The 24,500-nt window shown below is 47.0% G+C and carries 23 protein-coding genes; 12 read left to right on the top strand and 11 right to left on the bottom strand.

Translation table 11 applies throughout. The features are described 5' to 3' along the window. The first annotated feature begins 85 nt into the window (after window positions 1-85). On the top strand, window positions 86-940 hold the full coding sequence (locus AC3B4V_RS10935) for an effector binding domain-containing protein (RefSeq protein ID WP_488378407.1): 855 nt from the start codon (window positions 86-88) through the stop codon (window positions 938-940). A 55-nt stretch (window positions 941-995) separates the two neighbouring features. Here AC3B4V_RS10935 and AC3B4V_RS10930 read toward each other — a convergent pair whose 3' ends face one another. After that, entirely contained in the window at window positions 996-2,345 is a 1,350-nt protein-coding gene (locus AC3B4V_RS10930; RefSeq protein ID WP_488378406.1) for a phenylacetate--CoA ligase family protein, read from the bottom strand. 245 nt (window positions 2,346-2,590) lie between these two features. Beyond that, window positions 2,591-2,980, bottom strand: coding sequence for a hypothetical protein (locus tag AC3B4V_RS10925; protein ID WP_488378405.1), 390 nt, complete (start codon window positions 2,978-2,980; stop codon window positions 2,591-2,593). A 159-nt stretch (window positions 2,981-3,139) separates the two neighbouring features. Here AC3B4V_RS10925 and AC3B4V_RS10920 point away from each other — a divergent pair, with 159 nt between their 5' ends. Both AC3B4V_RS10920 and AC3B4V_RS10915 read left to right on the top strand, forming a co-directional pair. Continuing rightward, window positions 3,140-4,564, top strand: coding sequence for an NAD(P)H-binding protein (locus AC3B4V_RS10920; protein WP_488378404.1), 1,425 nt, complete (start codon window positions 3,140-3,142; stop codon window positions 4,562-4,564). A 121-nt stretch (window positions 4,565-4,685) separates the two neighbouring features. Then, a complete protein-coding gene (locus AC3B4V_RS10915) occupies window positions 4,686-8,273 on the top strand; it encodes a dynamin family protein (RefSeq protein ID WP_488378403.1) in 3,588 nt (1,195 codons plus the stop codon). Window positions 8,274-8,328: 55 nt separating this feature from the next. On the opposite strand, the gene AC3B4V_RS10910 is transcribed toward AC3B4V_RS10915, so the two are convergent. The 3 genes from AC3B4V_RS10910 to AC3B4V_RS10900 form a co-directional block, all read right to left on the bottom strand. Beyond that, on the bottom strand, window positions 8,329-9,237 hold the full coding sequence (locus AC3B4V_RS10910; protein ID WP_023468518.1) for a LysR family transcriptional regulator: 909 nt from the start codon (window positions 9,235-9,237) through the stop codon (window positions 8,329-8,331). A gap of 12 nt (window positions 9,238-9,249) precedes the next feature. After that, the gene (corA, locus tag AC3B4V_RS10905; protein WP_214746090.1) at window positions 9,250-10,200 is read right to left on the bottom strand and encodes a magnesium/cobalt transporter CorA; all 951 of its coding nucleotides are present in this window, start codon (window positions 10,198-10,200) and stop codon (window positions 9,250-9,252) included. A 94-nt stretch (window positions 10,201-10,294) separates the two neighbouring features. After that, window positions 10,295-10,843 (bottom strand): hypothetical protein, encoded by a 549-nt coding sequence (locus AC3B4V_RS10900; RefSeq protein ID WP_023468520.1) that lies wholly within the window; start codon window positions 10,841-10,843, stop codon window positions 10,295-10,297. Between the two features lie 284 nt (window positions 10,844-11,127). Here AC3B4V_RS10900 and AC3B4V_RS10895 point away from each other — a divergent pair, with 284 nt between their 5' ends. Both AC3B4V_RS10895 and AC3B4V_RS10890 read left to right on the top strand, forming a co-directional pair. Next, on the top strand, window positions 11,128-12,246 hold the full coding sequence (locus tag AC3B4V_RS10895; RefSeq protein WP_488378402.1) for an NAD(P)/FAD-dependent oxidoreductase: 1,119 nt from the start codon (window positions 11,128-11,130) through the stop codon (window positions 12,244-12,246). A 42-nt stretch (window positions 12,247-12,288) separates the two neighbouring features. After that, entirely contained in the window at window positions 12,289-12,612 is a 324-nt protein-coding gene (locus tag AC3B4V_RS10890; protein ID WP_488378401.1) for a hypothetical protein, read from the top strand. Between the two features lie 82 nt (window positions 12,613-12,694). On the opposite strand, the gene egtD is transcribed toward AC3B4V_RS10890, so the two are convergent. From egtD to AC3B4V_RS10865, 5 genes are all read right to left on the bottom strand, one after another. After that, window positions 12,695-13,651, bottom strand: coding sequence for an L-histidine N(alpha)-methyltransferase (gene egtD, locus AC3B4V_RS10885; RefSeq protein WP_488378400.1), 957 nt, complete (start codon window positions 13,649-13,651; stop codon window positions 12,695-12,697). After that, a complete protein-coding gene (egtB, locus tag AC3B4V_RS10880; protein ID WP_488378399.1) occupies window positions 13,651-14,931 on the bottom strand; it encodes an ergothioneine biosynthesis protein EgtB in 1,281 nt (426 codons plus the stop codon). Before egtB ends, egtD begins: the two co-directional genes overlap by 1 nt. Window positions 14,932-15,054: 123 nt before the next feature. After that, the gene (guaC, locus tag AC3B4V_RS10875) at window positions 15,055-16,038 is read right to left on the bottom strand and encodes a GMP reductase (protein ID WP_488378398.1); all 984 of its coding nucleotides are present in this window, start codon (window positions 16,036-16,038) and stop codon (window positions 15,055-15,057) included. A 160-nt stretch (window positions 16,039-16,198) separates the two neighbouring features. Then, a complete protein-coding gene (locus AC3B4V_RS10870) occupies window positions 16,199-16,705 on the bottom strand; it encodes an NUDIX domain-containing protein (protein WP_488378397.1) in 507 nt (168 codons plus the stop codon). Beyond that, window positions 16,692-17,249 carry a GNAT family N-acetyltransferase gene (locus AC3B4V_RS10865; protein ID WP_488378396.1) on the bottom strand — a complete coding sequence of 186 codons (558 nt, stop codon included), beginning with the start codon at window positions 17,247-17,249 and terminating at the stop codon, window positions 16,692-16,694. The genes AC3B4V_RS10870 and AC3B4V_RS10865 overlap by 14 nt, the downstream gene beginning before the upstream one ends. Window positions 17,250-17,393: 144 nt before the next feature. Between AC3B4V_RS10865 and AC3B4V_RS10860 the strand changes: the two genes are divergently transcribed. From AC3B4V_RS10860 to AC3B4V_RS10835, 6 genes are all read left to right on the top strand, one after another. Further along, a complete protein-coding gene (locus AC3B4V_RS10860; RefSeq protein ID WP_055968430.1) occupies window positions 17,394-17,654 on the top strand; it encodes an RNA polymerase sigma factor in 261 nt (86 codons plus the stop codon). Window positions 17,655-17,897: 243 nt separating this feature from the next. Continuing rightward, window positions 17,898-18,098, top strand: a complete 201-nt coding sequence (locus AC3B4V_RS10855) for a cold-shock protein (protein ID WP_023468529.1) — start codon at window positions 17,898-17,900, stop codon at window positions 18,096-18,098. Between the two features lie 83 nt (window positions 18,099-18,181). Continuing rightward, window positions 18,182-18,547, top strand: a complete 366-nt coding sequence (locus AC3B4V_RS10850; protein ID WP_058713823.1) for a nuclear transport factor 2 family protein — start codon at window positions 18,182-18,184, stop codon at window positions 18,545-18,547. Between the two features lie 124 nt (window positions 18,548-18,671). Beyond that, on the top strand, window positions 18,672-19,736 hold the full coding sequence (serC, locus tag AC3B4V_RS10845; RefSeq protein WP_488378395.1) for a 3-phosphoserine/phosphohydroxythreonine transaminase: 1,065 nt from the start codon (window positions 18,672-18,674) through the stop codon (window positions 19,734-19,736). Further along, window positions 19,737-20,894, top strand: a complete 1,158-nt coding sequence (locus AC3B4V_RS10840) for a phosphoglycerate dehydrogenase (protein WP_488378394.1) — start codon at window positions 19,737-19,739, stop codon at window positions 20,892-20,894. It abuts the gene before it with no gap. 14 nt (window positions 20,895-20,908) lie between these two features. Then, window positions 20,909-22,111 carry a DUF1015 domain-containing protein gene (locus AC3B4V_RS10835; RefSeq protein WP_488378393.1) on the top strand — a complete coding sequence of 401 codons (1,203 nt, stop codon included), beginning with the start codon at window positions 20,909-20,911 and terminating at the stop codon, window positions 22,109-22,111. Between the two features lie 51 nt (window positions 22,112-22,162). Here the strand turns inward: AC3B4V_RS10835 and AC3B4V_RS10830 are convergent, their stop codons facing one another. Then, on the bottom strand, window positions 22,163-23,935 hold the full coding sequence (locus tag AC3B4V_RS10830; protein WP_488378392.1) for a glycoside hydrolase family 13 protein: 1,773 nt from the start codon (window positions 23,933-23,935) through the stop codon (window positions 22,163-22,165). A gap of 194 nt (window positions 23,936-24,129) precedes the next feature. Between AC3B4V_RS10830 and AC3B4V_RS10825 the strand changes: the two genes are divergently transcribed. Further along, window positions 24,130-24,500 (top strand): YebC/PmpR family DNA-binding transcriptional regulator (locus AC3B4V_RS10825; RefSeq protein WP_488378391.1); only part of this gene is annotated, 371 nt, incomplete at its 3' end.

Here is a 24,500-nt window from a genome sequence, read left to right as displayed (position 1 = left end):
GAACATGCATCCTGACAAATTACTATCGCCTTGGACAGGTCCAACGATCATCGCTCTATTATACTAAAAACAAGGAGGTGACAAGATGTGGCTCGAATCAATTCAACGCGTCATTGACTATATCGAAGATCATTTAGAAGATTCGCTCGATCTCAATGTTTTGACAAGAGTGGCGCAGATGCAAACGTATCCTTTACAACGGACGTTTTCGTTACTTGCGATGATGACCTTACCGGAATACATCCGGGGGCGACGTCTGACGCTCGCTGCCCAACAATTGACACAGACGGACGAAAAAATCATCGATCTCGCCTTACGTTTTGGTTATGAGACGCCGGAAGCTTTCACAAAAGCTTTCAAACGTCAGCATGGTTGTTCGCCAACGTTGATGCGAAGCGAGCGACGTCCGATTCACGCCTATAACCGCCTGAGCATTCAGGTGACCTTGAAGGGACTGGAGCAAATGGATTACCAACTCATCGAACGACCGGCTTTACAAATTTCAGGATGGCGAAAACATTTCCCGACGCAAGATGGTGCCCAACAACAACTGATTCCGTTGTTTTGGAATGATGTAAATCATTCCGGTCAAGATGCTACCTTGTTTAAACAAAATGACGGTCAGATTGAAGGCGTGATTGGTGTCTGCTCCAATTTCACCGAAGAATCAATGGATTATTGGATCGCGACAACGACAACAGAAGTCCTGCCCGGTCAGGAAACGATGACGATTCCGGCGAGTCTTTGGGCGACGTTCCCGGTCGTTGGTCCAATGCCGCATGCCATTCAAGAGATGTGGCAGCGTATCTATCAAGAGTGGCTCCCATCGCATGGATTTGATCCTCTCCCTCACGCTGAACTCGAAGTATATTCGGCAGGCGACCCATCTGCCGCCAATTATCAATCTGCCATCTGGATTCCGGTGCGTCCGCGCGACTGATGGTTTCAGGACATACGAAAAAGCGAGATCATCGGTGATCTCGCTTTTTCGTGTGTCATGCATACTGTTGTTTAATCAGTAACGTTTTTCCACTAATTTCTTTAGGAATTTCCGGTACCGCGCGCATGACAACATTCAATTGTCCGTCAAACAATCGGTCCAGAACAAAAAAGAGCTTCTTCTCATGTTCTTTCTCGAAGCATCGTTCATCCGGAACATATAATAAAACAACCTCGTCCCGCGTCTCTTGAATATATTGTACGCGTTCGATACAGTTCGGGAACGCTCGAACGATTCCCGCAAGTTCGCCTTCAAAGACACGGTGTCCGTTTCTGAGTTGAATGAAGCTTCTCCCCCGTCCGTCGATCGAAGCGATGATCGGACCTTGATGACCACAAGGGCACGTTTCCTGACTAAGCGTCATCCGATCGCCAACGCGGTAACGGACGAGAGGTGTTCCATGCGTATCGAAGCTCGTCACAAGGATTTCGCCGTCCTCATCGCGTTCAATGATTCCCATCTCATAATGTAGATGTTTTTTCCCATACGGACATTCGGCGACGATCGGCGCCCCTTCTGACGACGCATACTGGTCATAGATCGGTGCATGGAAGATTTCTTCGACGAGTGCTCGTTCTTCTGCCGTCATCATCTCAGCCGTCGGGAAAATCGCTTTCGGTCTAAACGTACAGGTCATGCCATATTTTTTAGCATATCGTGCGACTTCAATCATTCCTGAAGGCAAACCATCAATCGATTCCGGCTGAAACCGATTCAGTTGTTCAATGTATGCAGCGACGGTTTTCGGATTGATGTTTTTAATTGAGAACAACATCTGATTGATGACTTTATTCGTCCGCCAATAAACCGGTGCCTTTTGATTCGTCGAAGCAAGGGTTTGACCGGTAAAACTTGCACGGCGCATCCCTTGATCGACTCCATGTGTCCACTTGAAGAAATCAAGATGTGCCATCCGGACTTGCATATCTTCCTTCGTATAATGCACTTGAATCGATTTCCCAGTCGTACCGCCCGTTTTTCCGAGAATCGGAGCATGGACGTGCGCATGGACGTCCTTATTTTGTTGGCGTAAGATTTCTTTCGTCAAAGGGGGAATCTGTTTTAGTTCGTCAATCGATTGTAGCGGGAGCTCTAGTGCAATGGTAGAAAACAATTCCTGATAATATGGACTATGTGTTTGGCAAAAGGAAAGGAAGTCGTTTAATCGATGCAATTGTTCTGCTCGAACGTCAACTGGTCGTCCTAACTTCTGTTTCAGTTCTTGTAAACGTTGCTGATAGGCGGGACCGTATCGTTCATGGAACAGGCGACGTCCTTGTAAAGTCGTCAACAAGTTTTGGATGAAAATCGGTGAGTGAAAGTAGATCGATTCTTTGAGCTGCATGATGTCACTCCTTCCATAGTTAGACCACCTTTTACTGATACTTTCATCTTATTTCCAGTCGCCGCCCATCTCAATTAGTTCTTCGTGAATAAACTTAGCTTTTATTTTCATGGCGATTTATTTTAATGAACTCTGATTCACGAACATCTTCTTACCGATTCTTGAACTTACAACTTTTCTTCCCTCACAAAAAATCCGATTGATGAAGAGGAGTTTCTTCATCAATCGGATTCATACGAGTGGCATTACGATTTCGCACCTTTTTGTAGCATCTGACATCCGTATGCCCGCAATTTAATCGCTTCGAGTACGAGCGACATCTGTTGCTCATCCAATCGTTCAATCAGCTCGATGATCGTGATCGTCGTTCGTCCATTATACAATTGGACGATCAAATGGATGATTGCTTCTAACGCTGGACTCGGATAGGGTTCAGCCAGAAATTCACGATCAAAAAACTCACCACTATCCGGAAAGAAGTAATCCGAGAACCGTTCGAGCACTTGTGGCTGTCCTGTCACAAGGTACAGCATCGAGACCATCGCTGCATCTTCTCGTTGTTTCGGCTTTAATCGTCTCCACAACAGATCGAATCGTCGTTCATGTCCCTCTCGCATGAATTGTATCGTCTGCATGGTTGAAGCCCCCTTTGTTTTCATACTTCCTATTGGTTCTTTTCCATATGTTACTATTCCCTATTCCATTCAACTGAATCGTCTCAGCATATCCTCTTGCGATTGAACCGACTCGATTGGGGGTACATTACAACAGATATAAGAGAGGAGTTTACATCCATGCCAACACGCCTAGCTTTAGCCGGAGCCACCGGATACATTGGTCACAATTTACTGAACGAACTAAAGAAAAAATATGACGTCATCGCCCTTTCACGAAATGGTGACGACAAGGACAATGAGGAACGCGTCGAATGGCGATCGTGCGACCTCTTTTCTCTAGACGATACGATCGCTGGTATGAAAGGAGCCGACATCGCTGTCTACCTCGTCCATTCGATGATGCCATCTGCTAAATTGACACAAGGATCGTTTGAGAATATGGACTTATTGTTAGCCGATAACTTCGCCCGTGCCGCAAAAGAAAACGGCATCCGGCAAATCATCTACTTAAGTGGTATCATCCCCGAGGAAACAGAAAATCTATCGCGTCACTTAAAGAGTCGACTTGAAGTCGAACGCGTTCTCGGTGCGTACGGAACACCGGTGACGACGATCCGTGCTGCGTTAATCGTTGGTCCTAAAGGTTCATCGTTCCCAATCTTATCGAAACTCGTCAAACGCTTACCCGTCATGGCACTCCCACGATGGACACGTAACAAGACACATCCTGTCGCCTTACCAGACGTCATTCATGCTCTTGGTGAAAGTGTCGATCGCGATGATGTCAAAGACCGGGCCATCGATATCGGTGGTCCGGAAGCGATGACCTATAAAGAGATGATCCTTAAAACAGCCGACATCATGGGTAAACGACAACCGACGATCGATATTCCTTTATTGACCGTTAAATTATCCCGCCTTTGGGTGACACTCGTGTCCGGAGAACCAAAAGAAACCGTCTATCCACTCGTTGAAAGCATGGTCCATGAGATGGTCGCAGATCCTGAAAAAATGGTTCCCGGCATCAGTGACGGCAAAATCACATTCGAACAATCAGTCCGAGATGCGTTAAAAGAGGAGGAGGAACAAAAAGGATCTTCTTCCTCGTCGTCTTCGACACCAGACGTCCTTGACGTCCGATCGGTACAACGTGTTCTTTTGCCAAAGGATCGCGATGCCGACTGGGCAGCTGACGATTATATGAACTGGTTGTCATCATTTGCCCGCCCTTTCCTATCGTCAACCGTGAAAGATCAAGTCGTTGGAATCCACATTCCGTTTTACGAACAACCGCTGCTTGAATTGACGAAGGAACCGGTTCACGATCGACAAATGGCGACATACCGGATTACCGGCGGATTGTTCGCAAAAGTCGAGCATGACAGCCGTGGTCGGATTGAATTCCGGCAAATTCCCGGTACGCAGGAATGTATCATCGCCATTCATGAATTCGTCCCTGCAATGCCTTGGATACTCTACAAGGCAACACAGGCGAACGTTCACCTGCTCGTGATGTATCTGTTCAAATTACACTTGTTGCGCCGGATTCATTCGACGGAACAAGAATCGACACGCGCGGACGAAATCGTTCCGTCGTCTTGATGCCGATCAAAACGATTCGCCTCTTCCTTGGCGAATCGTTTTTTGACGTTTGCAGAAGGATGACGAAACGGAAAAAATCGTGATACACTGGACGATGACTGAAAGAAAGGGGTTTCATTGCATGCGCTCATTTGAGGAACGATTATCGAACCAACTCGAGGCGACGGCTTCACTCGCCACATTGATTCAACCTTCAACGGATCAACTCCGTTTAGATAAACTAGATAAATTTGCTAGCAAACTATTAAAACGAGAGTTCACGATTGCGTTTGCTGGTCACTTTTCAGCTGGAAAGTCGAGCATGATCAACGCCTTGACGGGTGAATCGGTCTTACCGACGAGTCCGATTCCGACGAGTGCGAACATCGTGACACTTCAGCAAGGTGAGATGGATTCAGCAATCGTTCACTTTCATGAACAGCCGTCTGTTCGTCTGACTGCAAAAGAGCAAGAGAAGCATCTTCAATCGCTTGGGAAAAGTGGTGATGTCCGACAAATCGATTTGACGCATGCCGCGTCCGCGCTGCCTCCTGGTCTCGTCTTAATGGATACGCCAGGCGTCGACTCGGTCGATGATGCCCACCGGGTATCAACGGAGTCTGCCCTTCACTTGGCTGACATCTTGTTTTACGTCATGGACTACAATCATGTTCAATCCGAATTGAACTTCATGGTGACGGATGAATTACAAGCTGCCGTGCCGGAATTATATTTAATCGTCAATCAAATCGATAAACATCGTGACGATGAACTATCATTCGACGCCTTCCGTCGTTCGGTTCATGCGTCATTCGCCGAACACGGTGTCGTACCGAAAGGAATCTTCTTTACGAGCCTACGGGACCCAGCCCATCCGCATAACGATTTCACGGAAGTCGAACAGCTCGTCAAACAAAGCATTCGCGACGCTCAACCGAAGTTACTGACTTCTGCCGCTCTGACACTTGAAAGTCTTCACCAGGAGCATACACGTTATCTCACACGTCTCGTCTCGGAAACCCACGAGACGATGGCTGAGCAATTGAATGACACTGAACGACAGGATCCGGCGAAAGTCGAAACCGAATTAGCGCGTGTCTCGCAACAGTTAGAAGCACGTCAACCGGACCGCTGGGTACAGACGTTTTCGCTTCATCGGGATCAACTTTTGAAAAATGCGACATTGATGCCGTTCGAATTACGCGAGAAGATGCGCCGCTTCCTCGAGTCACGTCAGCGTGATTTCAAGGTTGGATTATTCCGTAGCGTGAAAAAAACGGAAGCGGCTCAAGCAGAGATCGCACAAGACGTGCTCCGTGCCTATCAGACAGTGACCGCTTCTGAAATTTCGCTTCATTTACGTAACTTGATGAAACAATCGTTACGTGACCTTGGTCTCCTACAGGATACGCATATCGTCGCAATCGATCAGCTCTCACTTGACCCACCGCTTTCCGTATGCGAAAGTGCCTTGCCAACCGGTATTACGATCACAGGTGAATCAGTGCTCCAGTTCACGAATCGTGTCGCCGAACAGACACAAGCGTGGTTCGTCAAGGAAACGAACGCATGGCGTGAGCTTATTCGTCAAGAGTTGACGGCAACTTTCCCGAAAGAGCAAGCTGAGCTATTGCAGCAACAGACGTTACTACAGCATAAATGGAATAGCGTTCAAGCATGGCAACAGGCTACCGTAGCACTCGAACGATATGAGAATGGCGTTGCTAGTCCATCCGACCAACAACTCGAACAGGCTCGGACGCAAGTTTCAATCTGGGAGGAGCAATTGATTCAGCAAGAAGCGGCGATCGTCTCCTTTACCGGGTACGAATCGGTGATAGAAACTACTGCGTTTGAAGTTGCGACGACGATCAGTGAGCAACAAGCCGTCCGTTATGCACCGGAAGACGTCGCTCGAATCCGTCAGCATCTGAATGGTCTTCAAGGTTTTGAAGATGCTGTTGCTTATTTGAATGACAAATTGGACCGACTGACACACCAATCATTCACGATTGCCTTATTCGGTGCCTTCAGTGCCGGAAAATCATCGTTTTGCAATGCCTTACTCGGAGATAAGGTCCTCCCGGTCTCTCCGAATCCGACGACCGCATCAATCAACCGGATTCACCCTGTTGACGCTGCACACCCGCACGGCGTGGCAGAAGTCACGTTCAAGTCGGAAGCAGCGATGCTCGAGGATTTAAATGAAGCGATGGTCGGAACGATGACGTTCGAGTCCACGAAACAGGCATACGATACGCTCTTACCACGTACCGCGTCACTGGCGGACCCGTTCTTGCGTGCTTTCTTAAAAGGATACCCTGCCGTTCAATCCTTCATCGGTACCGTTCAGACGGTCGATCAAGATGCTTTTAAACAGTATGTCGCGCAGGAAGAACGAAGCTGTTTCGTAGATGTCATCGATTTCTATTACGATAGCCCGTTAACACGTCTCGGCGTGACGCTCGTCGATACACCGGGAGCAGATTCAATCAATGCCCGTCATACTGATGTCGCTTTTGATTACATCAAGAACGCGGATGCGATCTTGTTCGTCACTTACTTCAATCATGCCTTCGCCCGCGCTGACCGTGAATTCTTGATTCAACTCGGTCGTGTCAAAGATGCATTCGAACTCGATAAGATGTTCTTCCTCGTCAACGCAATTGATCTCGCTGCTTCAGATAGCGAACGTCAAGATGTCTTGAACTATGTCGCGACGGAATTGCAACGCTTCGGGATTCGGTCGCCCCGACTGTATGGAGTCTCGAGCTTACAAGGACTCACCGAAAAGCAACAAGAGCTATCGGATTCAACTTCCGGTCTACCTGAATTCGAGGAGGCATTCCATCACTTCCTAGCGGAGGATTTGACCGGTCTCGCTAAAGTATCGTTGTCTGAGCAGACGGAAAAGACCGTCCAGCGACTCGAACGATTTATTGCTGCGACTGAAGCGAATCTGTTGCGAAAAGAAGAACGGTTGGCTGAGCTGTCTACTCTAGAACTGCAGGTCACGGATCGTTTCGAAGACAATCGCGCCGCTTTGATCGAACCTGCACTCAAAGCAGAGATCCATGAGCTGTTGCATCATGTCGTACAACGCATTTATTACCGTTTCCCTGACTTTTTCAAGGAAGCCTATAATCCTGTTCGTTTTGCTCAAACTAGCAAAGGAGTGGCATTACAGGATGCGTTAACGGAACTGTTGACGTTCCTTCGGTTCGATTTTGAACAAGAGCTCCGGGTCACACATTTCCGTGTCGACCAATGGCTCGAAGCGGCCTTGATCCGGCGTCAACAAGAGGAGCAACAGTTGCTAGAGCAATGGAACGAATCCTTCCAGCTCGCGCCTGTCACGATCTCTCGATTAAATGAAATGACGTTTGACGGACCCTTCGAAGATGCAACGCCTTATGTCGGTGTCAAACGCCACTTCCGGAATGCGAAAGCCTTCTTTGAGAAAAATGATAAGGAGCAGTTGAAGGATGAGCTTGCGACATTAACTAAACAAGAAGCACTCGCGTATACTGCCACTCAAGAAGAACGCTTGCTGGCAGTTGCGGCGACACATCTGGACGTTTCTTTGACAGCCGTTTCAGAGCACCTGTTACGCCAAACACTCGAGCAACTTGAGAGTGAACGCGCGACGTTACAGGCACAAGAGACGCTGACCCCTTATAAACAAGCAGCGAAGCAGATTCGCAGTCTGACGCAACACGTCACTTCATAAAATACAATCGTTCAACACATAAGACCGGAGCGCGATGCGTTCCGGTCTTTTTTCTTCATCGCGCAGGTGTCGGCCAGTACGACTGAAAATAGTGGACGATGTATTGATGAACGTGTCGGACGACAGGACGTAATTCCGTCCCGACGAGTCGGTTCAACGAGACATCCCATAACATCGGTGGGTCGAACGGGATGATTTTAATGTCATCCGCATGATGAAACCGTAGTATCGGCTCCGGTAGGATCGAGATGACGTCAAGTTCTTGGACCATCCCGATCAACAAGTCCCATGCCCCTGACATGAAGAAGATATTCGGTTCTTGCTGCACTTTACGAAACTCCGATAGTATTTGATGATGTAACATGAATCGGTCGTTCAAGATGACGAGTGGTTCATTTCCGATATCACGATACGATAGCGCTTCTTTTGCTTGAAACGGGTGATTCGGACGCACGGCGACGACGACCTCATCTTCGATTAATCGAAAACGTTCGATACCATAGGATTCGCCCGGTTCAATCAAAATCGCCAAGTCAAGTTCTTCAAGTAACAGTCGACGCTTGAGTTCAAACGCCCCCTCTTCGATGATTTCGAGTTCGATGCCAGGGTGTTCCGCCATGAACTTCGGAATCAACTGCGAAAATAAGACAGGGAGGATGACGGGGGGAATTCCGAGACGGACTTTCCCTCGGACGACGTTCGAGCGTTCACGCAGATGACCCATCAATGCTTGATGACGTGTCAGAACGATCTTCGCATCCTCATATAATTGACGTCCCGTTTCCGATAATCCTGTCAACCGTCCGTGCTTTCGAATGAACAGTTCTACTTGCTCCAGCTGTTCGAAGTCGCGGATCATCTGACTAAGCGCCGGTTGCGAGATTGACAAGTGCTTCGAAGCACGCGTTAAATTATAGCCTTGCTCGACAATCGTCGTAAAAAAGAGCAATTGTCGAATATCCACTTACATCCCCCCTTATTCATCAAACCAGCGATTTTTTTTGAAGAACAGAATCATTCCTAAAGCGAGGAGTCCCATTGCCCCTAACGTTACGAAATAACCATACCGGGTCGTCAGTTCTGGCATGTGTTCGAAGTTCATCCCATATATACCGGCGATGAACGTCAACGGCATGAAAATCGTCGTGAAGATCGTCAATGTCTTCATGATACTATTCATCCGGTACGAGTTGAGGGAGATGAAATTATCCCGAAACTCAGACGTCATCAATCGGTTGTATTCAATCATTTCCGATAACTTCAATAAGTGATCGTAAAGATCGCGAAAGAATGCCTGTTTCTTCGGATGAATCGATAACCGCTTCGATTCAACGACACGATACAATAAGTCCCGCATCGGCATGACCGTCCGCGAGATTCGAAGTAACCGCGCGCGTAGTTCGAAAATCTCCTCCATCAACCGACGATCGTTTCCACGCGTCCGGTAGCGTTCCTCAAGCGCAAACAATTCATCTTCCGTCGCATGAACGATCGGAAAATAACCATCGACGATCTTGTCCATGATTTTATGAACGAGGTCGACCGTTTCTTGTTTGTCGAGGCGTTGGCTACACTGTTCAAACACGATATCAATTTCTGGCGAAGATTGCTCATGGTAGCTGACGAGATGCCGGTCGCTTGCGAACAAATTGATTTCGCGACTTGTCAACGTTCCTTCATCGAGCGCATGAAGGACAAAAAAGCTATGTTCTGTATAATATTCAAGCTTCGGACGTTGTAAGTAATGGAAACAATCTTCAATTGCTAGCGGATGAAAATCAAAGACCTCAATCAATTTTTGCTTTTCTGCATCTGTCGGTTGATCGAAATCAACGAAATAACGTGTGATGCCCGATTCCTGTATCCGACTTACATCATCGGTCAAAATGATTGTGTCATTCGCATCGATCAGTATACAACGAATCAACTTTTTCTCCTCCTTTTCCTATGTAAGCGTACTACATTTTTTCACATGCAACAAAAAAGGATTCCTCCGAAGAGAAATCCGTTTCATATAGCCATCAACCATGTTCAATATAAAAGCCGCTCCAATATACTTGACGATACGTAAATTCTTTACCGCTTTTCGTCGTCACAAGCATCTCATCTTCTGCCATGACAGCAATCTTAATGGGTACTTCACCGTGATCCGTCAAATAATTGAGGATTTCAAGATGCCGATTCAACCAAAGACGACGGCGGAACCAACGAAAACGACTGAATGCCGCACTGAAGTGGAGTAAGGCGAGCGCAAGGATAATTAAAGCAAACGGAAGTGGAATATCGAACAACGCAATCAAATATACATCTGCAATCAGCAAGGATAACGAGAGACCCATTTCCGTCATCTCCATGAAAGATGCTTTATAGGTCGCGAAGTAGGTCATCACACGAAATAGAAAGATGACCGTGAGGTACGGTACGAAGTACATTTGAAACACATGGTCCGTGCCGCTGTTGACGAACATGAGCAGTGGCAGGAAGAATAGCAATTTCCAGATTAGGATGGCGGAATAAAATAAAGTATGATCCGTGTAGCGTCTGCGTACGATGGCTTGACTCATATTCATTGCCTTCCCCTCCTTCATGATGGACCGTTTCAAAGTCGATGATGACAGGACATGATGCCTATAAGGGTATGTTTCCGAATTCAGCTGTTTCTAATCGTCTAATTCACAGTTTTTAGAAACTGTATATTTAGTATACGTCATGACGCGCCAAATGGTTCACTTTCCCCATCATTTCCCATCATTCGATGTGCTGCTAATCCGATACCTACTCTCGCTAGTCGCCTGGATCTTCTACTGCTACAATTAAAGATATTCCAATTGAACAGAATCGAGTTGAATCTTTCATGTACACCCATATCATCATCGGCGCCGGAATTCTCGGTGCCTCGACGGCCTATCATTTATCGAAGGCTGGTGAACGCGTCTTACTCGTCGATCGGAAAGAACCCGGTCGAGCCTCTCATGCGGCAGCCGGTATTATCTGTCCATGGATGACACAGCGACGAAATAAGGCATGGTACCAATTAGCGAATAACGGGGCTCATTTTTACAAGACATTGATTCCTGAACTGGAAGCACTCGGTGAGATCAGTACGGGTTATCAGCAAGTTGGCACGATCGCCTTACATGAAACATCAAAAATCGAAAAGATGGAGACGATTGCGCAAAACCGTTTTCCGGAAGCTCCTGCCATCGAACGTATCGAACGACTGGACCAAGATCGTGTCAAAACGCTCTTTCCACTCGTCGAACAGATCGAGGATGCCTTATTCGTTTCCGGTGGTGCACGCGTTGACGGACGTGCCTTGTGTGCTGCACTGATTCGTGGTGCTGTCGAACACGGTGCGACCGTCCTAGAAGGAGATGCTTCTCTTGTCGTAGACAAGGGAGTCGTCACTGGTATAACCATGGAAAATGAACAGTACTCGGCAGAACAGTTCATTTTAACGGCGGGTGTCTGGTTAAATGACCTACTCCGTCCACTTGAGCTTAAAATCGATTTGCATCCGGAGAAGGGACAGATCCTGCAACTCGCTTTGACGGACTCAACATCAACGACATGGCCCGTCGTCATGGGACAACGTGGATTATATCTCGTCTCAATCCACGAAGGGAAATTGATCGTCGGTTCAACACACGAAAAACAGACCGATTATGATTTGAAACCGACCGTCAAAGGGATGCATGCCTTATTGAATCGTGCTTTACCTGTCTTACCCAGTCTCGAGGAAACGACGATTGATGAACTGCGTATCGGCTTGCGCCCGTATACGAAAAACTCCCTGCCGGTGATTGGACCGCTTCAAAATCATCCGAACGTGTTCCTAGCTAACGGACTTGGTGCATCCGGTTTGACGATCGGACCGTATCTCGGTAGCCAATTAGCGAAGCTTGCACGTCATCAAGCGCCTGATATCGAATGGACGACTTATGAGCCGATCTACGTCTCTCTCGACTCCTGACCCACTCTATACTTCACTTTGAAAGGAAGTACACCATTGTCCATGAAACCAATCGTTCCTCTTGAATTATTCGATGCTTTAGATATACGTGTTGGTACAATCCAGTCGGTTTCGGATCTTACCGATGGCTCAATTCAGCTTGAACTACAATTCGACGGATTTACGCGTTTATTCTCACTCGACTGGGAATCACTGCGATCCGATGTCCATGAATTGCTTGGAAAACAAGCGATTGCCGTACTCAATATACCCGGTCGTACGCCTGAAGAGTCGGGGCGGTTGCTTGAGATCGGACGTTCGGAACAATGGATGCCGATCCTCGTCGTACCGGAACATCCGATTCCAGAAGGCGCTCGGATCGAATAAACGCTTTCACCCACAAAAATACTCCCCTTCATCGCTTCTACACAGAAGCTTACAAGCGGGAGTATTTTTAGTTATTTCGCCGTTACATTTTTTCTAAATAATGCACACTGAATCGTTCATCGTCATCGATCCAACAATTGACTGAATGAAAACCACTTTGACGGGCAAGTGCCTCAAACTCTTCTTTACTGTATTTATAGGAGTTTTCCGTATGAATCGTTTCGCCTTTTTTAAACGGAACCGTTACATCTCCAACTTGCACGAGTTGATCGAGTTGACTCCGAAGATGCATTTCGATTCGTCCTTTTTCTTCATTATAAAAAGCATAATGTTCAAATCGTGTCACATCAAACGTTCCCTCGAGCATCTGATTCAAATGCGTCAACATGTTCAAATTGAATGCTGCTGTGACGCCGGCTGCATCATTATAAGCTCGTTCAAGCACATCAACAGACTTTTTCAGATCGACGCCGATCAAGAATCCATCCCCCGTTTCAAGAATTCGTGAGGAATGACGTAAGAAGCGCATCGCTTCCTCCGGTTCAAAGTTACCAATCGTCGATCCCGGGAAAAAGATGACTCGTTTTTGAGCCTCCTCGACCGGTAAGGAAATCGATTGCGAGTAATCCCCACAGACCGCTTTAATATGCAGCGCAGGATACCGTTCCGACAATTGGCGTGCAGATTCCATTAGGAAATCTTTTGAGATATCAACGGGCATGTACGTGTCTAGATGTGTAAATGTCTCCAGTAACATCTGGATTTTACGACTGCTTCCACTTCCATATTCAATCAGTGTATGCACATCGCCGATACTTCGTGCGATCTCCGCTCGATGCTGCTCCAAGATGGCGAGCTCCGTCCGTGTCGGATAATATTCCGGTTGCTGCGTAATCTGTTCGAACAACTGGGATCCGATATGATCATAAAAATATTTTGCTGGTAAGACCTTTTGTTCTCGCATCAGACCTTCGATGACTTCTAAACGCATGTTTTGTTGCGGAGTATATAAATCGTAGCCAATGACCGTTTCCCGCATCACATGTCACCCGCCAATCGGAAGCCGCCAAATAACCAGCGTTTATCTGGAGGGAAGAAGTTGCGGTACGTCTCGCGAATATGATCGTCAGGCGTCACGCACGCTCCTCCACGCAGTACCATTTGATTACACATGAACTTCGCATTGTATTCTCCGAGTGCTCCTTCGAGCGGTTTACTGCCTGGATATGAACTATAAGCGCTCGACGTCCACTCCCAGACGTTTCCGAACATGCTCGCAAGCGTCGTCTCTGACTCTTCGACGGCTACCGGATGGAATGTTCCGCTTCCCATCATATTACGCTTCGTAACGGAATCTACTTGACGAGAAGCCCACTCCCACTCCGCTTCCGTCGGTAAGCGTTTCCCTTGATAACGGCTATAGGCATCCGCCTCGTAAAAGCTGACATGACAGACCGGTTCATCAAGACGAAGTGGTTCGACACCGTTCATCGTAAAGATCGTCCACTCTCCCGCGTCATCCTTCATCCAATATAACGGGGCTTTCCAGCCTTCTTTTTTCACCGTTGCATACCCGTCGGATAACCAATACTCTGATTTTTCATAGCCTCCTGCTTCAATGAACGCCAAATACTCACCGTTCGTGACAGGACGCGTCGCGAGTTCAAATGGATGCAGCCACGTTTTATGACGTGGACTTTCGTTGTCGAACGCAAAACCGTCTCCTGTATGACCAATCTCGACGAGTCCTTCCTCGAATTGGATAAACGATGTTTCCTTGACTGCATTTTCAGGCACATCTGATGCCAACGACTTTGATTGATAAGCAGGTAACAGTGGATTCGTGAAAAAGTTATACTTCACGTCCATCAAGATCAATTCCTGATGTTGTTGTTCGTGTTGTAGTCCCATCTCGACTAACGCTTCGATTTTCCGTTGGTCTTCTGGAGTCCGTTCTTCCTTCAAGAACTCGACCATTTGTCCATCGACATATGCCCGGTAAGCAATGATGTCCTCGACGGTCGGACGTGACAACATCCCTCGTTGTTGACGAGGCTGGTAAGGACCAATCGAGTTGTAATATGAATTGAACAGATAATTGTACTTCGGATGGAAAACGCGATAGTCTTCATTATATTCTTGTAGAATCATTCGTTCAAAAAACCAAGTCGTATGGGCGATGTGCCATTTCGGTGGACTCACGTCTGAACTCGCTTGAATGATGAAGTCTTCTGCTTCGAGCGGTTCAATCAAGGCAATTGTTTGGTTACGAACAGTGGCAAATTTTTCGATTAAGTACGATGTCGTTTCAAATAGCATGTCAATCACTCCCTATCCAAAATATTCCGAATCTTTTGGTCCATTTGATGTATACCCCTCCTATGGAAGAGTTATGCTAAAGAAACAAAAAAAGTCCGCCCCGTTAAGAGCGAACTGATCATTTTAATATACTTTATCACCGTTGAAGATCGAGTTCTTGACGACGACGTAGTCGACCGTCCGAATCGCCTGCAATTTGTTCCCGCCAGCATACGAAATTGCCGATTGTAAATCTTGCTCCATCTCAATCAACGTATCCACAAGACTCCCTTTATGCTCGACGAACATCTTCTTTCCTTCAACGTTCTTGCGTTCCCCTTTTTGGAACTCAGAAGCAGAACCGAAATATTCCTTGACGAGCACTCCGTCCACCTCATGTGTCTCACCAGGCGATTCTTCATGCCCTGCGAAGAGTGAACCGATCATGACCATCGACGCACCGAATCGGACTGACTTCGCGATATCGCCATGCGTCCGAATCCCACCATCCGCAATAATCGGTTTACTTGCTGCTTTTGCACACCAACGAAGTGCCGCGAGTTGCCAACCACCTGTACCGAATCCTGTCTTAATCTTCGTGATACACACTTTACCTGGTCCGATCCCGACTTTTGTTGCATCGGCTCCCGCATTTTCAAGTTCACGCACCGCTTCCGGTGTCCCGACGTTACCAGCGATGACGAAACTTGCTGGTAGAAGCGACTTGATGTGGCGAATCATCTGAATGACGGCCTCCGAATGACCGTGTGCGATATCAATCGTGATGTATTCCGGAGTCAGCCCTTCTGCTGCGAGCTGTTCGATCAGCTGATATTCCTCTTCCTTGACACCGACGCTAATTGAAGCGAACAGTTGACGTTCTTGCATCATGCGAACGAATGCCAAACGACGAGACGGCTCGAATCGATGCATGATATAGAAATAATCGCCTTCCGCTAAGAACAAAGCAATCGATTCATCAATGATCGTTTGCATGTTTGCCGGTACGACCGGAAGCTTGAAACGACGACCACCGAACTCGACTGACGTATCACATTCCGAACGACTACCAACGATTGATTTTGCTGGAATTAATTGAATATCTTCATAATCGAATACTACATCCATGAATAACACCTCTAATTACGAATATTTTTTAATATATTGGCGATAATCATTCGCCCCTTGACTACTATAACGAACTGTCCTCATAGTGTCAAAGAAATTTTCGCATTTTTAAGGTTTTTCAAGAACTTTATTCAGTTATCACCAGTTAAATGTTCGGATTTTACTGGTTTTGTTGTTGTAAATCTGTCAACCAATGTTCTTCCCAGTCAAAATAGCTTGTTGCTTCGGATGCTTCAAACACATGATCAGGATAAGGCAGTGCTAGAGGAGGACGCTCCTGTTTTGGAAAATATGCCAGTTGTTTCGATTCTCCATCGATCGCTTCGAGCGTTCCCCCGACAACCTTACACTCGAATACCGTCGCTACGTATTCAACTTCGTTTCCATCTGGGTACGTCAAACGAAACGACTCTCCACCGAAGGTCGCAATCAGACGAAACGGTCGGACGAATAGACCCGTTTCTTCATAGACTTCGCGAATGACTGCTTGCGCAGGAGATTCTCCCAGTTCGATCGCTCCAGCAGGCAAACTCCAAAACGGACCTCCTGGATCCTGAAAGAGGATGTGACCTGCTTCGTTTCGAATGATCGCTGCGACACATGGTGTAAAAAGACGTTGCGTTCCGACAAGTTGGCGTAAATTAGCATAGTAATCAGAGATTGGCATGTTTTGACTCCTCTCGGTCTTCTTTTAATAGGGCAAACAAAATAAAGTCTTCCCAGGCATCGTTGATGAAAAGATTTTGTTTCGCGATTCCTTCTTTACGAAATCCAACTTTCTCAAGGACACGGATCGAGCCGATATTCTCCGGCATGACTTCAGCACGGATCCGGTGGAACTGGTGGACATCAAATAAATGATCGACGAACAATCCGACTGCTTGCGCCATATATCCTCGTCCTGAAAAGGCCGCATCCAGTTGATAGCCGATCATGCACGTCTCGGCTGGTCCACGTTGAACGAACATCGCCGAAACATCCCCAATCAACTGGTCCGTCTCGGATAAAAAGACACCATACGCATAATAAGCATCTTGACGCATCAACTCTTGGTGACGATGAATCCGTTCTCGTTGCCCTTCGATCGTGTATTGTTCTGGTGACGGCTTGATTGGCATCCAGTATTCAAAGTGATCACGATTTCGCAAATTCAACTCAAGGATCTCCGCTGCATCCTCCAAGATGTACGGACGAATGTATACAGGAAACATATAACGCTCCTCCATTTCCTTTATTATCTTTAGTTCAAGAAGTTTGGGTGTTTCATAATTCATGTAGCGGGAATCTACATAATAGTTTCATTACATTACAGTGACAGCATACTATAGAGAAAACTGTCGAAGAAGGAGTGACTTATGTATTCAGACACTGATTTGCTCAATCAAATCAAACAACGCGACCCTGTCGCGTTAGAACGATTATACGATCGTTACGAAAAAACACTCTTTCTTCTGTTCCGTCGCACACAAGTGGAAGATGCACTCATTCATTCCGCGATGACGCAACTGTTCCGAACTGTTTGGGAACAACCGACACGTTATCCGAACTTTCAAGGATTCATTTTGCATACATTACGACAACTCAGTAGTAAAAGAGAACATATTCCGACTCGTTGAAAGAATCAGTTATACTCTTTCGACAGGAGCAGAATGAACCCTTTAATTGTATGCTTTATTCAGAGAAGAATAGCTTCGTTTGTTCTTTTTTTGTTTTGTCCTTTCTTTTTCGATACAGGCATGCTATATTATTAAGTAATTATTGTTGTTCGGTGGAGATACGAAGTGTTTCACTTTATATTCGATGAAATTGATCACGGTAGTAATAATCAGTGTGCCAGTCACACGCAGGAGGCAATACACATGGAACAAGGTAAAGTAAAATGGTTTAACGCAGAAAAAGGATTCGGCTTCATCGAGCGCGAAAGCGGAGACGACGTATTCGTACACTTCTCAGCAATCCAATCTGAAGGTTTCAAATCACTTGACGAAGGTCAAGAGGTTTCTTTCGAAGTTGAAGAAGGTCAACGCGGACCACAAGCAACTAACGTTGTAAAACTTTAATTTCCTTTAGACCCTGCTCACGCAGGGTCTTTTTTGTGTTTATATATGCTACACTAGCGATTCAGGAAGAAAGGAGATGTAATATGACACTCGAACAAACGATGCAGCACCTTCAAGAGGCTATGCTAAAAGGGGATTTATCACAAGTCTCGCCTCTATTATCTCCCGAATTTACGTTCATCGATGCGTTAGGGCGGTCATTTGATGCCGAGACCTACCTCGATCATTACGTGGATCCTGCAAACATCCGCTGGTTATCCCGGACCGATGATTTTTCATACATTGATCATTTCGAAGATACGGCAATCCAGTATAGTTTGACAGAAGACCGATTTGAATACGGGACAACTCAATATGTTGGTCGTTTCCGGATCGTATCCATCTATCGTGCTACGTCAGATGGTTGGAAATGGCACTTTGGTCAATTGACATCTCTTGATCCGTCGTAACGGATTCAAGGGATGTTTTTGTTTTCATTTTCCATTCATCGTCAGTTGGAATTGCTTCTCATTTTTCATTCCGTTACACTTGAGTGGTACATATTTTCTGAAAATTCAAGAAGGAGTGTTCCTCATGACGGTTTATAACTTCTCTGCCGGTCCAGCAGTCCTTCCTGCCCCGGTCCTATTGAAGGCTCAATCCGAGCTACTCGATTATGAAAATTCAGGACAATCCGTTCTTGAAATGAGTCATCGTTCGCCAATCTTCGAATCGATTCGGGAGGCAGCTGAACAATCCTTACGGAGACTGATGTCGATTCCCGATTCGTACTCCGTATTGTTTCTTCAAGGAGGAGCTACACTTCAGTTCGCGATGTTACCGCAAAATCTGGCGACGAAGACCGGACGGATTGATTTCATCGATACCGGCGGCTGGTCGACAAAGGCGATTGCAGATGCAAAACGGTACGCCACGGTCAACGTGCTCGCCTCTTCCGCTGATCACGGGTATCGCTTCATTCCAGAAGGTCCGTTCACGTCAACAGCCGACTATTTGCACATCACTTGGAACAATACCCTCGAAGGGACGACTTATCAGACACCGCCTCATGTCGATGTGCCACTCGTCGCTGATGTCTCGTCATCGATTTTGTCTGAACCATTGCCAATCGAGTCATTCGATGTGTTGTATGCTGGTGCTCAAAAAAATCTTGGTGTCGCTGGTTTAACGGTCGTCATCGTGAAGAACGAGTTGCTTGATCGTGTTCCTGACACGATCGGTGCCTACTTACGGTATGACATCCATGCAAAACAGCGGTCTCTGTACAACACGCCGCCGACATTCAGTCTTTATATGACGAAATTAGTGCTCGAATGGATTGAAGATACCGGACTCGAGACGATCGCGGCGCGGAACGTCTCACAAGCACACATGTTATATGAAGCAATCGATCAATCCAATCTATTTCATAACCATGTAGCCGTCAAGGATCGAAGCCGGATGAACATTCCGTTCTCGACCGGAAGTGAGTCGGAGGATGCTGCGTTCTTGAACTTTGCTGCGCGTCACGATTTAATCAACCTTGCCGGTCACCGCTCGATTGGTGGAATGCGCGCGAGTCTTTACAATGCGATGCCGACCGAAGGAGTTACGGCACTGATTCACATCATGCACCGTTTTGAACAGGGGGAACGTTAAATGTATCAAATTCAACTATGGAATGATTTATCGGACAAAGGATTAAAACGATTCACAGATGACTATCACGTTCAGCGAGAAACGGAACAACCAGACGCTTTTCTCGTCCGCAGCAAGGATTTACATGACATGCGCTTTCCAGATAGTCTTAAAGCCGTCGCCCGAGCCGGCGTCGGTGTCAATACGATTCCACTTGATCAACTCGCAAACCGCGGGATTCCCGTCTTTTCGACGCCAGGTGCCAATGCGAATGCCGTCAAGGAACTTGTCATCGGTAGTTTATTCCTGACGGCGCGAAAGCTCGTGCCGAGTCTGCTTTGGACGAACAACTTACGCGGACCGGATATTCCGGAGCGGATCGAAGCGAACAAAAAACAATTCGTCGGAACCGAGTTACTCGGGAAACGAATCGGGATCGTCGGACTTGGGGCGATCGGGGCAAACTTAGCCAACACTCTCCACGAGCTTGGCATGACCGTCACAGGCTATGATCCACACATGTCCGTCGAGTCCGCTTGGCGCGTCTCGAATCAGATTCAGCGGGCGACACAGCTTGAGGATCTTCTCGCGACAAGTGACTATATCACGTTGCATCTCCCGCTCGTTGACGCAACGACAGGTTTACTCGATGCATCACTCTTCTCGAAGATGAAACATGGCGCGACCCTACTCAACTTCTCGCGTGGCGAACTTGTCGATGAACAAGCGTTAGCAGACGTACTCCGGTCCGGTCGACTGGCGAACTATGTGACGGATTTCCCGAACGCCTTCATCTTGTCCCTCCCCCGAGTCATTGCCTTACCACATATCGGGGCATCGACAAGTGAAGCGGAGGAAAACTGTGCCATCATGGCGGTCGATCAACTGCGTCTTTTCCTTGAGACAGGAAACATTCGCAATGCTGTCAATTTTCCAGCCGTCGAGTTACCGTTCACTGGAAAACGACGGATTACGATTGCGCACCATAACATTCCGAACATGGTCGGTCAAATCGCTTCGGTGTTAGCACAAGAGTCGATCAATATCGCGAATATGATCAATGGTAGTAAAGATGCAATTGCCTATACGATCATCGATATCGATAACCATGCGGACGAATCAATCTCGCTCGACCGACTGAAACAGATTCCTGGCGTCTTGAAAACACGTCTACTTTAAAAGGAGTGAACTCCATGCCAACTTTCGAACCTTTTGCGGCGTTACGACCGGACTCAAAATATGCGGCAGAATTTGCCGCCCTACCGTATGATGTTTATTCGCGCGAAGAAGCACGTTCTGAGATTCGACGTCATCCGCTGTCTTTTTTGCGGATCGATAAAGCAGAAGCCACCCTTCCGTCATTGATCGCTGAAGATGATCCACGCGTTTATCAGCAAGCGGCGCTTGCCTTCGAAGAGAGTCAAACAAACGGCATCTTACAGCTCGACACGGACGAGACGTATTATATCTATCAATTGTCAGACGGGACACATACACAATCCGGTTTCGTCGGATGTGTTGCCGTCAGTGATTACGAGACGAATCAAATTCGTAAACATGAATTCACACGTCCGAATAAAGAGCGCGACCGTGTCCGACACGTCGAACAGTTGCAAGCACATACGGGACCAATTTTACTTGCGCACCAGACGGATGCACAACTCGAAGCAATCGTCACGACCGTCACTGCTGGCGATTCCCTATATGATTTCACCGTCGATGGAGTGACGCATCGAATTTTTAAAATCACTGATCGTAATCATTTGTTGACGATCGGGAGCCAGTTCGCCCGTCATGATGCTCTCTATATCGCTGATGGTCACCATCGCGCTGCAGCAGCAGCCATCGCTGCCAGTCGGACGGACCAGGAGGAAGCCCAACGTTTTCTTGGCGTCTCTTTCCCGCAGGATCAATTACGGATTCTCGGATACCATCGCGTCGTTGAAGATTTGTACGGTCAATCGGTCGTTGACTTCCTCGAACGATTAGCCCATCGCTTTACGATTACAAAAGGACGTGCCGAACAAACGAAGCCTCACCAAATCGAGATGTATCTCAATCGCCAATGGTATACCCTTTCGTACGATTCTGAACGAATCGGGACGAAAGCGAATCTCGACGTCTCGATTTTACAAGAAGAGTTGTTGACACCGTTACTCGGTATCGAAGATCCACGGACGGACGCACGAATCCAGTTCGTCGGTGGTCATAAGGGGTATGCCGGTCTTGAGCAGATCGTGGACTCTGGGCATGCCGCTGTCGCCTTCCACTTGCATCCGACTTCGATCGAAGATTTAATGGCAGTGGCTGATGCCGGAGAAGTGATGCCACCGAAATCGACTTGGTTCGAACCGAAACTTCGGAGCGGTTTACTGATCCATCCGTTTGATTCGTAATGCACACCAAAAAAGCAAGTCGCGGATGCGATATCCACGACTTGCTTTTTCTTATACGTGTCGCAAAAGAAGAGCTGACACAGCTTCTACTTGAATAGTTCCCGATAACGTCGTTCCATCCAACAGACTTTCATACGTTCCTTCAAGCGAAAGAGATTGTACCTCTTCACTGACGTTGACGACGAGCAAGTAAACCTGTTCGCCCTGACGTCGCTCGACAATAAATGTCTGTCTTGTATCATCGATCCTTTGGAAATGATACGTTCCGGCATTTGCTAAAACCGGATGCTGTTTTCGAAGGGCGATCAACTGCGCAACGTGATCGAACAACTCAAGGTTCTGCTTCGTCTCGTCCCATTCCATACACGCACGGTTGGCCGGATCTTGCCCACCCTTCATTCCAATCTCATCACCATAATAGATGACGGGTGAACCTGGAAACGTCAACAGTGTAGTGAAGAGCAATTTCATTCGATCGATATTCCCTTTCGCACGTGTTAATGCACGCGGCGTATCATGCGAGTCAATCAAATTGAACATCACTTCGTTGACATTTTGAGAATGCCAGTTTAAATTTCGGCTGACTGCATGTGAGAAATCACGAACGCGCGTCTCGCCCGTCGCAAAACAAGTCAAAAAGCTCTCGGTCAAACCATAATTCATGACGGCATCAAATTGATCGCCGAGGAGCCATGGTTGCGAATCCGTCCAGCACTCACCGACGATATAACATGTTCCGTTCGCAGCCCGGACTTCCTTGCGAAACTCACGCCAAAATGCATGATCGACTTCACTTGCGACATCCAGACGCCAGCCGTCGATTCCGAATTCCTCGACCCAATAACGTCCGACGTGAAGCAAATAGTCTTTGACGTCCGGATGAGCAGTATTCAATTTCGGCATGTTCCGTTCAAAGGCAAACACTTCATAGTTCGGAATCGATGGATCGACTGGGAAGGAATCAATCGTAAACCAGTTGGCGTATTTTGAATCTTGCCCCTTTTCTAAGACGTCCTGAAAGGCGGGGTGATCTTCACTAATATGGTTGAAGACGGCATCGAGTAATACGCGGATACCGTTCTCATGTAGCACATCGATCATCTTGCGGAACGTTTTCTCGTCACCAAATGCAGGATCGAGCTTCAAATAGTCAAGGGTATCATATTTGTGATTCGATGGTGCTTCAAAGACTGGGCAGAAGTAGACACCGGTGACACCGAGACGTTGTAAATGATCGACGTGATCGATGACGCCTTGAAAATCTCCACCGAAGAAATTCTGAAAAGCTGGCGCTTCACTTCCCCACTCCTTCGTACCTGCTGGATCATTCGACGGGTCACCATTTGCAAATCGTTCCGGGAAAATTTGATACCAGACCGTATCCTTCACCCATTCCGGTGTATCAAAGACATCCGTCGCATGAACATATGGCACAGAAAAATAATAGCCTGGATGATCGAGTGGCGCTTCGTCATACCAGCCACGCTCGGTTAATACGGCTGTCGTATCGCCATGAATCTCGAACCCATATCGCACCCGCTTCCGTTCTGGACGGATTGCAACGAACCAATAGTCATACGTCGCATCACTTCCATTGTGTTGCATCGGTGTCCTCTCTACTTTCCATGATTTTTCTTTCTCCGGATCAAAATTCCAATCTCGGTCTTCTTCTTTTTCCGCTTCCCATTCATACGGATCACCATATATCAATTCAACTTTTTCAATATCGCCTTTAGCCGTCATGAGTCGGACATGGACCGTCTCTTGATCGTAAGCATAAACGAACGGTGATAATGCGCGATGAACTACCCCAGCCTGATTCAAATTCTGCCACTCTCCCTTAAATTGATATTTCTCTATCGGTAAAGTTCCTTTCTTCCACATCGCTTAAACATATTTAATAGAAATTCAACGGTTCCACCGACATTTTAGTTCAGTCTGTCAGGTAGTTTAAGGTATACTGATAACGCATAGGAAATCACGGATTTCTGACATTACGGAAAGAGAGTGGATACGAAATGGGTCGTAAATGGAATAACATCAAGGAAAAAAAAGCATCAAAAGACAAAAATACGAGTCGGATTTACGCAAAGTTCGGTCGTGAGATTTATGTAGCGGCTAAACAAGGTGAACCCGATCCAGAATCAAACCAAGCATTAAAGGTCGTTCTCGAACGAGCGAAAACATACAACGTGCCACGTGCCATCGTCGATCGGGCGATTGAAAAAGCAAAAGGTGGAGCGGAAGAAAACTACGACGTCTTGCGTTATGAAGGATTCGGTCCAAGCGGTTCAATGGTCATCGTCGAAACGTTGACGAACAACGTGAACCGGACGGCTTCTGACGTTCGCGCTGCATTCGGAAAAAATGGCGGAAACATGGGCGTGAG

This window comes from Exiguobacterium sp. E17S, assembly GCF_057772545.1.
Note: the sequence above shows the minus strand (reverse complement) of the source record. Positions and strands in the feature narration are given on the sequence as shown.

What these genes read in the sequence shown, in the direction of transcription:
- AC3B4V_RS10935 (WP_488378407.1), top strand. Translation starts at nt 86, where the DNA reads ATGTGGCTCGAATCAATTCAACGCGTCATTGACTATATCGAAGATCAT.
- AC3B4V_RS10930 (WP_488378406.1), bottom strand. Translation starts at nt 2,345, where the DNA reads ATGCAGCTCAAAGAATCGATCTACTTTCACTCACCGATTTTCATCCAA.
- AC3B4V_RS10925 (WP_488378405.1), bottom strand. Translation starts at nt 2,980, where the DNA reads ATGCAGACGATACAATTCATGCGAGAGGGACATGAACGACGATTCGAT.
- AC3B4V_RS10920 (WP_488378404.1), top strand. Translation starts at nt 3,140, where the DNA reads ATGCCAACACGCCTAGCTTTAGCCGGAGCCACCGGATACATTGGTCAC.
- AC3B4V_RS10915 (WP_488378403.1), top strand. Translation starts at nt 4,686, where the DNA reads ATGCGCTCATTTGAGGAACGATTATCGAACCAACTCGAGGCGACGGCT.
- AC3B4V_RS10900 (WP_023468520.1), bottom strand. Translation starts at nt 10,843, where the DNA reads ATGAATATGAGTCAAGCCATCGTACGCAGACGCTACACGGATCATACT.
- AC3B4V_RS10895 (WP_488378402.1), top strand. Translation starts at nt 11,128, where the DNA reads ATGTACACCCATATCATCATCGGCGCCGGAATTCTCGGTGCCTCGACG.
- AC3B4V_RS10890 (WP_488378401.1), top strand. Translation starts at nt 12,289, where the DNA reads ATGAAACCAATCGTTCCTCTTGAATTATTCGATGCTTTAGATATACGT.
- egtD (WP_488378400.1), bottom strand. Translation starts at nt 13,651, where the DNA reads ATGCGGGAAACGGTCATTGGCTACGATTTATATACTCCGCAACAAAAC.
- egtB (WP_488378399.1), bottom strand. Translation starts at nt 14,931, where the DNA reads ATGCTATTTGAAACGACATCGTACTTAATCGAAAAATTTGCCACTGTT.
- guaC (WP_488378398.1), bottom strand. Translation starts at nt 16,038, where the DNA reads ATGGATGTAGTATTCGATTATGAAGATATTCAATTAATTCCAGCAAAA.
- AC3B4V_RS10870 (WP_488378397.1), bottom strand. Translation starts at nt 16,705, where the DNA reads ATGCCAATCTCTGATTACTATGCTAATTTACGCCAACTTGTCGGAACG.
- AC3B4V_RS10865 (WP_488378396.1), bottom strand. Translation starts at nt 17,249, where the DNA reads ATGTTTCCTGTATACATTCGTCCGTACATCTTGGAGGATGCAGCGGAG.
- AC3B4V_RS10860 (WP_055968430.1), top strand. Translation starts at nt 17,394, where the DNA reads ATGTATTCAGACACTGATTTGCTCAATCAAATCAAACAACGCGACCCT.
- AC3B4V_RS10855 (WP_023468529.1), top strand. Translation starts at nt 17,898, where the DNA reads ATGGAACAAGGTAAAGTAAAATGGTTTAACGCAGAAAAAGGATTCGGC.
- AC3B4V_RS10850 (WP_058713823.1), top strand. Translation starts at nt 18,182, where the DNA reads ATGACACTCGAACAAACGATGCAGCACCTTCAAGAGGCTATGCTAAAA.
- serC (WP_488378395.1), top strand. Translation starts at nt 18,672, where the DNA reads ATGACGGTTTATAACTTCTCTGCCGGTCCAGCAGTCCTTCCTGCCCCG.
- AC3B4V_RS10840 (WP_488378394.1), top strand. Translation starts at nt 19,737, where the DNA reads ATGTATCAAATTCAACTATGGAATGATTTATCGGACAAAGGATTAAAA.
- AC3B4V_RS10835 (WP_488378393.1), top strand. Translation starts at nt 20,909, where the DNA reads ATGCCAACTTTCGAACCTTTTGCGGCGTTACGACCGGACTCAAAATAT.